The following is a 14252-nucleotide window of genomic DNA, read 5'->3' as shown; positions in this document are numbered from 1 at the left end:
GCCCCCCGGGGGGTGCGGGCATTGTCAGTGCCGTGCGCGAGGATGTCGGACATGACGAGCCACCTCACCCACGTCCCCGCCCCAGAAGGCGTCGCCGCCACCCCGCAGTACAGCCATGTCGTGTGGGGGACGGGACGCTTCGTCGCGATATCCGGCCAGTGCGCCCTCGACGCGTCGGGCGCGGTGGTCGGCGAGGGCGACGCGGCGGCGCAGGCCCGGCAGGTCTTCGCGAACCTCGGCCGCTGCCTGGCGGCGGCGGGCGCCGGGTTCGGAGACGTGGTGAAGCTGACGTACTTCGTGACGGACCTCGCCCATCTGCCCGCGATACGGGAGGCCCGCGACGCCCACTTCGCGGGGGCGCCGCTGCCGGCCAGTTCGGCGGTGCAGGTGTCGGCGCTGGTCCGTCCCGAACTGCTGCTGGAGGTCGAGGCGTTCGCGCTGGTGTCGGAGCGGGGGCGCGAGACCGGGACGGCCGGGGGCTCCCGTCCGCGGTTGCGGTCAGTGGGCGGTGGCGAGCCGGCTCAGTGACGCCCGGGCCGCCGCGCCGAGCCGGGGGTGCGGGAGCGCGGCCTCCAGGGCGGGGCGGGCCCGGGGGTCGCCCAGGGCGCCGAGCCCTTCGACGCAGGCGAGGCCGACCCGCCAGTGGGGGTCGTCGGCGGGCAGCCGCCGTTCGAGGACGGTGATCAGGGCGGGCACGGACTCGGGGGCGCGCAGGGCGGCGAGCAGCCGGACCGGCAGCAGCGCGTAGGCGACCCGGAGTTCGTTGGTGGCGAGGGCGGCCGCCGCGCGGGCGGTCCGGGGATCGCCGAGCCGGGTCAGGGCGTGGGCGGCGGTGACGCAGCGCTCGGGGTCGCGGTGGTTGAGGAGGAGCACGAGGGCTTCGAAGGCGCGCCGGTCGCCGGTGACACCGAGGGCGTAGGCGGCGATCTCGCGGGCCCAGAGGGGCTGTCCGGGTGCGGTGAGGACCTGGTGCAGTTCCTCGGGATCGGTTGTTTCCGTGAGGCGGGTGAATGCCGCCGCGGCCTCTCCGGAGTCATTCCCGATCTCGTCCCGCAATCGATCGATCATCGAGCAGAATTCCGGATCCTCGGCGTATTCCATGAATCCGAGCCTATCCGCGATCCAGATCACATTTTCCTCAACTTCCCGGGACTGGCGCGCTCGTTACCCGCCGGTTAGTCTCAGGTGAGCGGGGCACCCCCCGCGCTTCTCGCAACGGCCTGGTGACGCAGCCGTTGCGGGTGTCGGTCGGTTCGGCAGTTTCGACGTGACTCCGGGACAGAGTCCGTCGCCCCCTTTTCCCAGGGCATCGCCCTTTTCTTCCCGGGCAGAGCCCCCGCTCTTTCCCGCGCCCTTTCGTGCGCGCACTGCCCTCAGTCGTCACTCTTCCTCTCTGGAGTCCCCTGATGGACACCCCTCTCTCCACCATCGCCGTCGTCGGTCTCGGCACCATGGGCACGGGTATCGCCGATGTCCTCGCCCGGGCCGGCCGCGAGGTCATCGGCATCGACATCAGCGACACCGCCGCCGCCCAGGCCGTCGCCGCCCTGGAGGCCTCCACCGCCCGCGCCGTGGCCCGCGAGCGGATCACCGAGGAGGAGCGGCAGGACGTCCTGGCCCGCTTCCGTACCTTCTCCGACCTCCACGCGGCCGCCGAGGCCGACCTGGTCATCGAGGTCGTGCCCGAGTCGTACGAGGCGAAGCAGGAGGTCTTCCGGGCCCTCGACGGGATCGTCCGGCCCGGGACGATCCTCGCCACCGGCACGAACGCGCTCTCGGTGACCCGGCTCGCCGCCGACTCGGCGCACCCCGAGCGGGTCCTCGGTCTGCACTTCTTCACCCCGGTCCAGGCCATGAAGCTGGTCGAGGTGGTCTCCTCGGTGCTCACCGACCCGCGGGCCGTCGACGCCGTCACCCGTCTGGCCCAGGACCTCGGCAAGGAGCCGGTGGCGGTCGGCGACCGGGCCGGTTTCATCGCGGACGGGCTGCTCTTCGGCTACCTGAACCAGGCCGCCGCCATGTACGAGGCCAAGTACGCCTCCCGCGAGGACATCGACGCGGCCATGAAGCTGGGCTGCGGCCTGCCGATGGGCCCGCTGGCGCTGCTCGACCTGATCGGCGTCGACACGGCCCGTACGGTCCTCGAGGCCATGTACGCCGACTCGCACGACCGGCTGCACGCCCCCGCGCCGATCCTCAAGCAGCTCAGCGAGGCCGGTCTGACCGGCCGCAAGTCGGGCCGCGGTTTCTACACGTACGAGGCGCCGGGCTCCGGCGAGGTCGTGCGGGACGCGCTGACCCCGCTCGGCTCCGCCGAGGCGGCCGGCGGCCGGGAGGTCCGCTCGGTGGGCGTGGCCGGCTCGGGCACCATGGCCTCCGGCATCGCCGAGGTCTTCGCGAAGGCCGGGTACCAGGTCGTCCTCGCCGCCCGCTCCCAGGAGAAGGCGGACACGGCGAAGGCCCGGATCGCCAAGTCGCTGGCCCGCTCGGTCGACAAGGGCCGGATGACGGGCGAGGCCCGTGACGCGACGCTGGCCCTGATCACCCCGGCGGGCACGCTGGACGCCTTCGCCGACGTCGACCTGGCCCTCGAGGCGGTCGCCGAGGACCTGGCGGTCAAGCAGGAGCTGTTCGCGCGGCTCGACAAGATCTGCAAGCCGGGCGCGGTGCTCGCCACCACGACCTCCTCGCTGCCGGTGGTGGCCTGTGCCCGCGCCACCTCGCGCCCGCAGGACGTCATCGGGATGCACTTCTTCAACCCGGCTCCGGCGATGAAGCTGGTCGAGATCGTCCGTACGGTGCTGACCGGCGACGACGTCCACGCGACGGTCCGCGAGGTCACCACGAAGATCCGCAAGCACCCGGTGGACTGCGGGGACCGGGCCGGCTTCATCGTGAACGCGCTGCTCTTCCCGTACCTGAACAACGCGATCAAGATGGTCCAGGAGCACTACGCGACGCTGGACGACATCGACGCCGCGATGAAGCTGGGCGGCGGCTACCCGATGGGGCCGTTCGAACTGCTCGACGTGGTCGGTCTTGACGTCTCCCTCGCGATCGAGCAGGTGCTGCACCGCGAGTTCCGCGACCCGGGTCTCGCCCCGGCCCCGCTCCTGGAGCACCTGGTGGCGGCGGGCTGCCTGGGCCGCAAGACGGGGCGCGGCTTCCGCGAATATGCCCGACGCTGAGCCGGGTGCGGCCGGCTGGGGCGGTCTGCTGAGTCCCCCGGGCACCGTCGGTGTCCCGGGGGCCTCCCCGCCCCCACCTGGGCACACTCCCCCGCCGATGCAGTACGTTCGGACCATGCCCAAGGCCGCGAAGACACCCCGTGCCACCACCCCGTCCGACGCTCCGGAGAGCGCGGCGGGGACCCGTGCCGCCGCGCAGCGGCTCAAGATGCGCCGGGAGCTCGCCACGGCCGCGATGGAGCTCTTCGCGACCAAGGGGTACGAGGCGACCACGGTCGACGAGATCGCCGCCCGGGCCGGGGTCGCGCGGCGGACGTTCTTCCGCCACTTCCGCTCCAAGGAAGAGGCGATCTTCCCTGATCACGACGACACCCTGGTGCGGGCGGAGGCGGTGCTGAACGCGGCCCCGCCGCACGAGCACCCGCTCGACACGGTGTGCCGGGGCATCAAGGAAGTCATGAAGATGTACGCGGGGTCCCCGGCGGTCTCCGTGGAGCGCTACCGGCTCACCCGTGAGGTGCCGACCCTGCGGGAGCGGGAGATCGCCTCGGTGGCCCGCTACGAGCGGCTGTTCACCCGCTATCTCCTCGGGCACTTCGACGAGCGCGACCACCACGACGGCAACGACGACCCGCTGCTCGCCGAGGTGGCCGCCTCCGCGGTGGTCACGGCCCACAACCACGTCCTGCGCCGCTGGCTGCGGGCGGGCGGCCAGGGCGACGTGGAGGCCCAGCTGGACCACGCCTTCGCGATCGTCCGGGAGACCTTCGGCTCGGGCATAGGCGCGGGCCGCCCGGCCCCTTCCTCGTCCGCTCCGCAGGCCGCCGAGCCGGCGCCGGCCGTGCGGGCCTCCACCACGGGGGACGTGGTGGTCGCCGTGGCCCGCACGGACGCTCCGCTCGACGAGGTCATGCGCACCATCCAGCAGGCGCTGTCGCAGCGCTGACACCCTCTCTCCACGACGAAGGCCGCCCCTCCGGGGGCGGCCTTCGTCCGTTTTGACCTGCGATTCGATCGATCATCGCTCACATGTGACCGGCAGATTGCATATGAGTGAAATTGTTGGCACGCAGTGCCTTGTCACGTGACACGCGGTGCCATACGTTGATGTTGTCCGGGCGGCCGGCGCGCAGAGGTCTCCTCGTGCGCCGGCTGTCCCCACAAGCGATCGTGATTGTGCGCCCGGACGCCTGCGTCACAGGCACCCTCCGCGCTCACCAGGCGCAGCCGCACCACCCCGCCGAACCGACGGCACACCTCCACAGCAGCACTCCAAGACGTAACCCTCAGCGCGTCCTCCCCTCAGGACGCCGCACCGCCGGAGGCACCCCCGTGAAGGACATCCTGGACGCGATCCAGTCCCCGGACTCCACGTCCGCCGACTTCGCGAACATCCCGCTCCCCGAGTCGTACCGCGCCGTCACCGTCCACAAGGACGAGACGGAGATGTTCGCCGGGCTCGCCAGCCGCGACAAGGACCCGCGCAAGTCGCTCCACCTCGACGACGTGCCGCTGCCCGAGCTCGGCCCGGGCGAGGCGCTGGTCGCCGTCATGGCCAGCTCGGTCAACTACAACTCGGTCTGGACCTCGATCTTCGAGCCGGTGTCGACCTTCGGCTTCCTCGAGCGCTACGGCCGGCTCAGCGACCTCAGCAAGCGCCACGACCTGCCGTACCACATCATCGGCTCCGACCTCGCGGGCGTCGTGCTGCGCACCGGCCCCGGCGTGAACTCGTGGAAGCCCGGTGACGAGGTCGTCGCGCACTGCCTCTCGGTCGAGCTGGAGTCCTCGGACGGCCACAACGACACCATGCTCGACCCCGAGCAGCGCATCTGGGGCTTCGAGACCAACTTCGGCGGCCTGGCGGAGATCGCCCTGGTCAAGTCCAACCAGCTGATGCCGAAGCCGGACCACCTGAGCTGGGAGGAGGCGGCCTCCCCGGGCCTCGTCAACTCCACCGCGTACCGCCAGCTGGTCTCCCGCAACGGCGCCGGCATGAAGCAGGGCGACAACGTCCTCATCTGGGGTGCGAGCGGTGGACTCGGCTCGTACGCCACCCAGTTCGCGCTGGCCGGCGGCGCCAACCCGATCTGTGTCGTCTCCTCCCCCGAGAAGGCCGACATCTGCCGGGCCATGGGCGCCGACGCGGTCATCGACCGCAACGCCGAGGGCTACAAGTTCTGGAAGGACGAGAACACCCAGGACCCGCGGGAGTGGAAGCGCTTCGGTTCCAAGATCCGCGAGCTCACCGGCGGCGAGGACATCGACATCGTCTTCGAGCACCCCGGCCGCGAGACCTTCGGCGCGAGCGTCTACGTCACCCGCAAGGGCGGCACCATCACCACCTGCGCCTCCACCTCGGGCTACATGCACCAGTACGACAACCGCTACCTGTGGATGTCGCTCAAGCGCATCATCGGCTCGCACTTCGCCAACTACCGCGAGGCGTGGGAGGCCAACCGCCTGATCGCCAAGGGCAAGATCCACCCCACGCTCTCCAAGGTCTACTCCCTGGAGGAGACCGGCCAGGCCGCCTACGACGTCCACCGCAACCTGCACCAGGGCAAGGTCGGCGTCCTCGCCCTCGCGCCCGAGGAGGGCCTCGGCGTCCGCAACCCGGAGCTGCGCGCCCAGCACATCGACGCCATCAACCGCTTCCGCAACATCTGAGCCCGGGACCATAGATGACTGAGCGTCAGAAGGACCGGCCGTGGCTCATGCGGACGTACGCCGGTCACTCGACCGCCGAGGCGTCCAACGAGCTGTACCGGCGCAACCTCGCCAAGGGTCAGACCGGCCTCTCGGTCGCGTTCGACCTGCCGACGCAGACGGGCTACGACCCCGACCACATCCTCGCCCGCGGCGAGGTCGGCCGGGTCGGGGTCCCCGTCTCGCACCTCGGTGACATGCGGCGGCTGTTCCAGGACATCCCCCTGGAGCAGATGAACACCTCGATGACCATCAACGCCACGGCGATGTGGCTCCTGGCGCTCTACCAGGTGGTCGCGGAGGAGCAGGGCGCGGACACCACCCGGCTCCAGGGCACCACCCAGAACGACATCGTGAAGGAGTACCTGTCGCGCGGGACGCACGTCTTCCCGCCCGGCCCCTCCCTCCGTCTCACGACGGACATGATCACCTACACGGTGAACAACATCCCGAAGTGGAACCCGATCAACATCTGCAGCTACCACCTGCAGGAGGCGGGGGCCACTCCGGTCCAGGAGATCTCGTACGCGATGTCCACCGCGATCGCGGTGCTCGACGCCGTACGGGACTCCGGCCAGGTCCCGGCGGACCGCTTCGGCGAGGTCGTCGCCCGCATCTCGTTCTTCGTGAACGCGGGCGTCCGCTTCATCGAGGAGATGTGCAAGATGCGCGCCTTCGGCCGCATCTGGGACAAGGTCACCCGCGAGCGGTACGGCATCGAGAACGAGAAGCAGCGCCGGTTCCGCTACGGCGTGCAGGTCAACTCGCTCGGCCTGACCGAGGCGCAGCCGGAGAACAACGTCCAGCGGATCGTCCTGGAGATGCTGGCCGTCACCCTCTCCAAGGACGCCCGCGCGCGGGCCGTGCAGCTGCCCGCCTGGAACGAGGCGCTCGGGCTGCCGCGCCCCTGGGACCAGCAGTGGTCGCTGCGCATCCAGCAGGTCCTGGCCCACGAGTCCGACCTCCTGGAGTACGAGGACATCTTCGCCGGTTCGCACGTCATCGAGGCCAAGGTCGACTCGCTCGTCGAGGAGTGCCTGGCCGAGATCGACCGCATCCAGGAGATGGGCGGCGCGATGGCCGCCGTCGAGTCCGGATACCTCAAGTCGCAGCTCGTCTCCTCGCACGCCGAGCGGCGGGCCCGGATCGAGGCCGGCGACGAGAAGATCATCGGCGTCAACATCTTCCAGTCGACCGAGGAGAACCCCCTCACCGCCGACCTGGACACCGCCATCATGACGGTGGACCCGGCGAACGAGGCGCGGGTGGTCGCCGCCCTCCACGAGTGGCGCGACAACCGCGACGAGACCCGCGCCCAGGAATCCCTGGCGACGCTGAAGGCGACGGCTGCCGGTGACGGCAACCTCTTCGCCGCCACCCTGGAGTGCGCGCGTGCGGGCGTCACCACCGGGGAGTGGTCCTGGGCGCTGCGGGACGTCTTCGGCGAGTTCCGCGCCCCGACGGGCGTGTCCTCGGCCCCGGTCGCGGTGACGGCCGAGGCGGGCACGCCGCTGGCTCTCGTACGGGAGAAGGTGGCGCGGACCGCCGAGGAGCTCGGCTGCGGGCGGCTGCGGCTGCTCGTCGGCAAGCCGGGCCTCGACGGGCACTCCAACGGGGCCGAGCAGATCGCCGTACGCGCGCGTGACGCCGGTTTCGAGGTGGTGTACCAGGGCATCCGGCTGACGCCCGAGCAGATCGTGGGCGCGGCCCTCGCGGAGGACGTGCACTGCGTCGGCCTCTCGATCCTCTCCGGCTCGCACGCCGAGCTGGTCCCGGACGTCCTGGAGCGCCTGCGGGAGGCGGGCGCGGCCGACGTGCCGGTCATCGTCGGCGGGATCATCCCGAACGCCGACGCCGCAGAACTGAAGCGTGCGGGTGTGGCCGCCGTCTTCACGCCGAAGGACTTCGGCATCACGGAGATCATCGGACGTATCGTCGACGAGATCCGGACAGCGAACAAGCTCCACCCCCTTGAAAAGACGGAGGTCTCCGCATGACCAGCCCCGTGAACCGCCTGCGTCCGCGCCGCTCCTGCCTCGCGGTGCCCGGTTCCAACCCGCGCTTCCTGGAGAAGGCCCAGGGCCTCGCCGCCGACCAGGTCTTCCTGGACCTGGAGGACGCGTGCGCCCCGCTGGCCAAGCCCGAGGCCCGGCACACCATCGTGAAGTTCCTGAACGAGGGCGACTGGACCGGCAAGACGCGCGTGGTCCGCGTCAACGACTGGACGACCCACTGGACGTACCGCGACGTCGTCACGGTCGTCGAGGGCGCCGGCCAGAACCTCGACTGCATCATGCTGCCGAAGGTCCAGGACGCCCAGCAGATCGTGGCGCTCGATCTCCTGCTGACCCAGATCGAGAAGACGATGGGCTTCGAGGTCGGCAAGATCGGCATCGAGGCGCAGATCGAGAACGCCCAGGGCCTCACCAACGTCAACGCGATCGCGCAGGCCTCCCAGCGCGTCGAGACGATCATCTTCGGCCCGGCCGACTTCATGGCCTCCATCAACATGAAGTCGCTGGTCGTGGGCGAGCAGCCGCCCGGCTACCCGGCGGACGCCTACCACCACATCCTGATGAGCATCCTGATGGCCGCCCGCGCCAACAACCTCCAGGCGATCGACGGCCCGTACCTCCAGATCCGCAACCAGGAGGGCTACAAGGCCGTCGCGCAGCGCGCCGCCGCCCTCGGTTTCGACGGCAAGTGGGTGCTGCACCCGGACCAGGTCGCCGCGGCGAACGAGATCTTCTCGCCCTCGCAGGAGGACTACGACCATGCCGAGCTGATCCTCGACGCGTACGACTACTACACGTCCGAGGCCGGCGGGAAGAAGGGCTCCGCGATGCTCGGCGACGAGATGATCGACGAGGCCTCCCGCAAGATGGCCCTGGTCATCTCCGGCAAGGGCCGCGCCGCCGGCATGCAGCGCACCAGCAAGTTCGAGATCCCGGAGGCGTAGGACCATGCAGTTCGGACGCACCTACGAAGAGTTCGAGGTCGGCGCCGTCTACAAGCACTGGCCGGGGAAGACGGTCACCGAGTACGACGACCATCTCTTCTGCCTGCTGACCATGAACCACCATCCGCTGCACATGGATGTGAACTACGCCGAGAACACGACGGACTTCGGCAAGAACGTCGTCGTGGGCAACTACATCTACTCGCTGCTGCTCGGCATGTCGGTGCCGGACGTCTCCGGCAAGGCCATCGCCAACCTGGAGATCGAGTCGCTGCGGCACGTGGCGCCGACCTTCCACGGCGACACGATCTACGGCGAGACCACGGTCCTCGACAAGACCCCGTCGAAGTCGAAGAACGACCGCGGGATCGTGTACGTCGAGACCAAGGGCTACAAGCAGGACGGCACCCTGGTGTGCGTCTTCCGCCGCAAGGTGATGGTCCCCACCGAGACGTACATCAAGGAGCGCGGCGGCGAGCAGCCCGGCCGCCCCACGCTCATCGAGCCCGCCAAGAAGACGGAGAAGTAAGCCATGGCCCGACTCGCCCAGACCGCCGGGCTCACGGACGTCCAGCAGGAGATCCTCAAGACCGTCCGGGAGTTCGTCGACAAGGAGATCATCCCGGTCGCCACCGAGCTGGAGCACCGCGACGAGTACCCCCAGCAGATCGTCGACGGGCTCAAGGAGCTCGGCCTCTTCGGTCTGATGATTCCCGAGGAGTACGGGGGTCTGGGTGAGTCGCTGCTCACCTACGCGCTGTGCGTGGAGGAGATCGCGCGTGGCTGGATGTCGGTCTCCGGCATCATCAACACCCACTTCATCGTGGCGTACATGCTGAAGCAGCACGGCACGCAGGAGCAGAAGGACTACTTCCTGCCGCGGATGGCGGCCGGCGAGACGCGGGGCGCGTTCTCGATGTCGGAGCCGGGCCTGGGCTCGGACGTGTCGGCCATCACGTCGAAGGCGGTGAAGGACGGCGACGAGTACGTCCTGAACGGCCAGAAGATGTGGCTGACCAACGGCGGAACGTCAACGCTGGTCGCGGTTCTCGTCCGAAGTGACGAAGGACACCCGGAGGGCACCGCCCCCCACAAGTCGATGACGACCTTCCTCGTCGAGAAGGAGCCCGGCTTCGGAGAGGTCCGCCCCGGCCTCACCATCCCCGGGAAGATCGACAAGATGGGTTACAAGGGCGTCGACACGACCGAACTCATCATGGACGGACTGCGCATTCCGGCCAATCGGGTCCTCGGCGGGGTCACCGGCCGAGGGTTTTACCAAATGATGGACGGCGTCGAGGTCGGCCGCGTGAACGTGGCGGCCCGTGGCTGTGGCGTCGCTCAGCGTGCTTTCGAGCTCGGTGTCTCGTATGCCCAGCAGCGGCACACTTTCGGCAAGGCGATCGCCCAGCACCAGGCGATTCAGTTCAAGCTGGCCGAGATGGCTACCAAGGTCGAGGCCGCTCATGCCATGATGGTGAACGCAGCACGCAAAAAGGACTCCGGGGAACGAAACGACCTCGAAGCAGGGATGGCGAAGTACCTCGCCTCCGAATACTGCAAGGAGGTCGTCGAGGATGCCTTCCGCATTCACGGCGGCTACGGGTTCTCGAAGGAGTACGAGATCGAGCGCCTCTACCGTGAGGCGCCGATGCTGCTCATCGGTGAAGGTACCGCCGAGATCCAGAAAATGATCATTGGTCGTCGGCTGCTCGAGGAGTACCGATTCCAGGGTTGATTGTCGGTTTTGAGTCGTTTCGGCCGCGAAGAAGATCACACCCTGTGTTCGTCTTCCGGCCGTCGACTCGGTTCCTGGCTTACCCAGTTGCGCCCCGCAACCGATAGCATCGAGGGAAAGCCGCCGTCCCCCGTTGCCAGTGCGGCATCATCCGCTACGAAGGTCATCCATGCCCCACAGCCAAACCTCTGCACACCGCGACAGCCTCACGGGCGTACGCATTGCGCGCGGAGCATCGCCGTGGCTTCTGCCGACCGTCGCCACCGCGGCGCTCAGCCTCGTGCGCGCGCGCAAGTCGAGGCGGGCCGCGGCCATCGCCGTGCCGACCACCGCGCTCGCGGCCGGCATGCTGTGGTTCTTCCGCGACCCCGAGCGTGAGATCGCTCAGGGCCGGGTCATCTCCCCCGCCGACGGTGTGGTGCAGAGCATCATGCCGTGGAAGGACGGGCGCACCCGGGTCGCCATCTTCATGAGCCCGCTGAACGTCCACGTCAACCGCGCGCCGCTGGCCGGCACCGTGACGTCCGTGGAGCACGTTCCCGGCGGGTTCGTCCCGGCGTTCAACAAGGAGAGCGAGAACAACGAGCGCGTTGTCTGGCACTTCGACACCGAGCTCGGCGACATCGAGATGGTCCAGATCGCGGGCGCCGTCGCCCGGCGCATCGTGCCGTACATCCCGCAGGGGACGAAGGTCGAGCAGGGTGACCGGATCGGTCTGATCCGCTTCGGCTCGCGCGTCGACATCTACCTCCCCGAGGGTGTCGAGGTCGCCGTCGAGGTCGGCCAGGCCACCACGGCGGGGGTGACTCGCATTGACCGTGATTGATCCCGACACACGGGCCGCCGACTGGGTCGCCGGCACCGATGCGGAAGCGGCCGAAGAGGCCGAGGAGATGCCGCTGTCGCTGAGGCTGTCCATAGCGGACGCCCTCACGCTCGGTAACGCCACGTGCGGATTCATGGCGGTGTACTTCACCACCACCGGAATCCTCATCCCGCACCTGACGGGCAGCACGGAGACCGGCATGGCGCGCAACAGCGCCGCCACCGCCGTGATCCTGATGCTCGCCGCGGCGATCTTCGACCTCTTCGACGGGATCGTGGCGCGCAAGCTCCGCTCCTCCCCGATGGGCGCCGAGCTCGACAACCTCTCGGACCTGATCAGCTTCGGTCTGGCCCCGGCCTACTTCGTGCTCGTGTACGGAATGGTCGCGGACGACGCGCAGCAGAAGGTCTCGGCGGTGGCCGCGATCGTGGTGCTGCTCGCCGTGGTGCTGCGGCTGGCGAGATTCTCCTGCGTGACCATGAAGGACGGCATGTTCCAGGGCATGCCGAGCCCCTTCGGCGCGCTGACGGTGGTCTCGATCGTGCTCCTGGAGCTGCCGTTCATCCCGACGCTGCTCGCGATCATCGGGGTCGCCTGGCTGATGGTGAGCCGGGTCGAGTACCCCAAGCCGCGGGGCATCCTCGCGGTGGCGATGCTCAGCTGGATCGTCGGCGCGATGGGCATGCTGGCGGCCTGGGCCTTCGACGCTCCGGGCGGACAGTTCCTGCTCCAGACCGGCTGCGCGCTCCAGGTCGTGATGGGCGCCGTGATCCCCCTCTTCGCGACGGCCCGTCGAGTGAACACCTTCCGCGGCAACCGGCGTGAGAGCCGGGAGGCGCGAGCGGCACAGCTGCCGTAACCCGTACGGGAAAGGGCCCCGGAGGCGATCGCCTCCGGGGCCCTTCCGCGTGCCCGGACCGGGTCGGGGCTAGCCGAGGCGCTTGTAGTAGAGCGTGGTCGGGCGCAGCACGCCCGCCGGGTCGGCGGCGAAGTCCGGGATCGTGCCGGCGGCCGTCCAGCCCGCGCCCCGGTAGAGGCGCTCGGCGGGGCTGTCGGTCTGGGTGTCCAGGACGAGCAGGCGCAGACCGGTGGCGGCGGCGTGCGCCTCGGCCGTGGCGAGCAGCCGGTACCCGAGGCCCCTCCCCCGGGCGGAGCGGTGGACCAGGAGCCGGGCGATCTCGCCGCGGTGGGTGCCGTTGGCGGCGCCGCCGCGGATGAGGGTGACGACGCCGGTGAGGCTGCCGTCGGGTCCGTGGGCCGCCCAGACGTCCCGGGCGCCCTCCTCGGCCTCCTCGGCGACACGGGTCCACCAGGCGGCCGCCCGGTGGCTCTCCAGCGGCGCCAGGAAGCCGACGGAGGCGCCGGAGTCCACCGCGTCGACGAGGAGCGCGGCGAGGCCGGCGGAGGCGTGCGCCCGTACGGCGTCGGGGGTGAGGCGCTCGATGACGTCGAACCGCTTCTCCAGGCAGACCAGGTCGGGCCGCTCGTCCCAGGAGGCGACGGTCTCGAAGCCGAGGCTCCGGTAGAGGGCGAGCGGCTCCTCCCGCCAGTTCCAGACGGTGAGGCGTACGGCGGGTGCCCCCGAGGCCGCTGCGCGGCGCAGGGCCTCCGCCATGAGGGCCTTCGCGAGGCCCTTGCGCCGGGCTTCCGGCGCGACCCAGAGCCGCTTGATCTCGGGCGCCCGGCCCTCGTACGGGGCCTTGAGGACGACACAGCCGGCCGGGAGGTCCTCGCCGGGCGGCGTGGCGAGCAGGACCGTGTCGGCGGCGAACGCGGCGGCCGGGTCCTCGACCTCGGCCCGGTATACGACGGGGAGCTGGGCGACCGCCTCCACCGCCGTGCCCTTCTCGGCCTGGTTGACCAGGTGGTACGCGGACAGCAGGTCGGCAAGGCGGGGGTGGGAGCGGTTCTCCTCGATGCGCGCAGTCATGGGCCCGAGCTTCACACCGCGATGTTTCGGGCACGTGAAGATCTTTTACGCTGGGCCGATGCGTGTACTGGTAGCGGGCGCCACGGGCGCCGTCGGTCGTCAGCTCGTGCCACGCCTCCAGGCGGCCGGGCACGAGGTCGTGGGACTGTCCCGGCGCGGGCCCGTGCCCGTGGACGTGCTGGACGCCGGGGCGGTGCGCCGGGCGGTGGCCGAGGCCGCGCCGGACGTGGTGGTCCACCAGCTGACGGACCTGGGGTCGGCCGACGGGGCCGCGAACAACCGCGTACGGGTCGAGGGCACCCGGAACCTGGTGGACGCGGCGCGGAGCGCCGGCGTCCGGCGGATCGTCGCACAGTCGATCAGCTGGGCGTACGCCCCCGGGGACGGGCCCGCGGACGAGTCCGTGCCGCTCGACCCGACCGAGGAGGCGCCCAGGTCGCGGATCGTCGCGGGGGTGCGGGCCCTGGAGTCCGCGGTCGCCGAGCTCCCGGAGGCCGTCGTCCTGCGGTACGGCGTCCTGTACGGCCCCGGCACCTGGTACGCCCCGGGGGGCCCGGTGGCCGCCGCGCTCGCCGGGGACCCGGCCGCCCGGTTCCTCGGGAGCACCGCGGCCGACGCCTCGGTGAGCTCCTTCGTGCACGTCGCCGATGCCGCCGACGCGGCCGTACGGGCCCTGACCTGGCCCCCGGGCGCGTACAACGTGGTGGACGACGAGCCCGCGCCCGGTCACGACTGGCTGCCGGTCCTCGCGGCGGCGCTGGGGGTCCCGGCGCCCCGCCGCAGCGAGGGCCGGGCGCCCTGGGCGCGGGGCGCGCTGAACGCGCGGGCGCGCGGGCTGGGCTGGGCCCCGGTCCGGCCGTCCTGGCGGACGGGCTTCGCGGACCAGGGCACCGGCTGACCGG

Annotated in this window: 13 protein-coding genes; 11 read left to right on the top strand and 2 right to left on the bottom strand. The window is 70.4% G+C overall.

Annotation, left to right across the window (positions count from 1 at the left end; translation table 11 throughout):
* Positions 1-51: 51 nt before the first annotated feature.
* A complete protein-coding gene (locus tag DEJ43_RS31585) occupies positions 52-528 on the top strand; it encodes a RidA family protein (protein ID WP_015037492.1) in 477 nt (158 codons plus the stop codon).
* On the opposite strand, the gene DEJ43_RS31580 is transcribed toward DEJ43_RS31585, so the two are convergent.
* Complete coding sequence (locus DEJ43_RS31580; protein ID WP_041663097.1) at positions 499-1101, bottom strand: HEAT repeat domain-containing protein; 603 nt, start codon at positions 1099-1101, stop codon at positions 499-501. The two genes, DEJ43_RS31585 and DEJ43_RS31580, sit on opposite strands and share 30 nt — an antisense overlap.
* A gap of 305 nt (positions 1102-1406) precedes the next feature.
* Here DEJ43_RS31580 and DEJ43_RS31575 point away from each other — a divergent pair, with 305 nt between their 5' ends.
* The 9 genes from DEJ43_RS31575 to pssA all read left to right on the top strand — a co-directional run bounded on the left by DEJ43_RS31575 (position 1407) and on the right by pssA (position 12279).
* On the top strand, positions 1407-3188 hold the full coding sequence (locus tag DEJ43_RS31575) for a 3-hydroxyacyl-CoA dehydrogenase family protein (protein ID WP_015037490.1): 1782 nt from the start codon (positions 1407-1409) through the stop codon (positions 3186-3188).
* 115 nt (positions 3189-3303) lie between these two features.
* Entirely contained in the window at positions 3304-4134 is an 831-nt protein-coding gene (locus DEJ43_RS31570) for a TetR family transcriptional regulator (protein ID WP_015037489.1), read from the top strand.
* A gap of 386 nt (positions 4135-4520) precedes the next feature.
* A complete protein-coding gene (ccrA, locus tag DEJ43_RS31565) occupies positions 4521-5858 on the top strand; it encodes a crotonyl-CoA carboxylase/reductase (protein ID WP_041663092.1) in 1338 nt (445 codons plus the stop codon).
* A 14-nt stretch (positions 5859-5872) separates the two neighbouring features.
* A complete protein-coding gene (locus DEJ43_RS31560; protein ID WP_015037487.1) occupies positions 5873-7894 on the top strand; it encodes a protein meaA in 2022 nt (673 codons plus the stop codon).
* Entirely contained in the window at positions 7891-8856 is a 966-nt protein-coding gene (locus DEJ43_RS31555) for an HpcH/HpaI aldolase/citrate lyase family protein (protein WP_015037486.1), read from the top strand. The genes DEJ43_RS31560 and DEJ43_RS31555 overlap by 4 nt, the downstream gene beginning before the upstream one ends.
* A 4-nt stretch (positions 8857-8860) precedes the next feature.
* Positions 8861-9385 (top strand): MaoC family dehydratase, encoded by a 525-nt coding sequence (locus tag DEJ43_RS31550; protein WP_015037485.1) that lies wholly within the window; start codon positions 8861-8863, stop codon positions 9383-9385.
* Positions 9386-9388: 3 nt separating this feature from the next.
* Positions 9389-10594 carry an acyl-CoA dehydrogenase family protein gene (locus DEJ43_RS31545; protein ID WP_015037484.1) on the top strand — a complete coding sequence of 402 codons (1206 nt, stop codon included), beginning with the start codon at positions 9389-9391 and terminating at the stop codon, positions 10592-10594.
* Positions 10595-10763: 169 nt separating this feature from the next.
* Entirely contained in the window at positions 10764-11420 is a 657-nt protein-coding gene (locus DEJ43_RS31540) for a phosphatidylserine decarboxylase (protein ID WP_015037483.1), read from the top strand.
* Positions 11413-12279 carry a CDP-diacylglycerol--serine O-phosphatidyltransferase gene (gene pssA / locus DEJ43_RS31535; RefSeq protein WP_041663089.1) on the top strand — a complete coding sequence of 289 codons (867 nt, stop codon included), beginning with the start codon at positions 11413-11415 and terminating at the stop codon, positions 12277-12279. The genes DEJ43_RS31540 and pssA overlap by 8 nt, the downstream gene beginning before the upstream one ends.
* Before the next feature lie 69 nt (positions 12280-12348).
* Here the strand turns inward: pssA and DEJ43_RS38725 are convergent, their stop codons facing one another.
* Positions 12349-13350: a GNAT family N-acetyltransferase gene (locus DEJ43_RS38725; protein ID WP_015037481.1), complete on the bottom strand. Its 1002-nt coding sequence runs from the start codon at positions 13348-13350 to the stop codon at positions 12349-12351.
* Between the two features lie 58 nt (positions 13351-13408).
* Here DEJ43_RS38725 and DEJ43_RS31520 point away from each other — a divergent pair, with 58 nt between their 5' ends.
* Positions 13409-14248 carry an NAD-dependent epimerase/dehydratase family protein gene (locus DEJ43_RS31520; RefSeq protein WP_015037480.1) on the top strand — a complete coding sequence of 280 codons (840 nt, stop codon included), beginning with the start codon at positions 13409-13411 and terminating at the stop codon, positions 14246-14248.
* Positions 14249-14252: the final 4 nt, after the last annotated feature.

Source organism: Streptomyces venezuelae ATCC 10712 (assembly GCF_008639165.1).
Classification (GTDB): Bacteria; Actinomycetota; Actinomycetes; order Streptomycetales; family Streptomycetaceae; genus Streptomyces; species Streptomyces venezuelae.
This window is presented reverse-complemented; position numbering and strand designations above follow the sequence as displayed.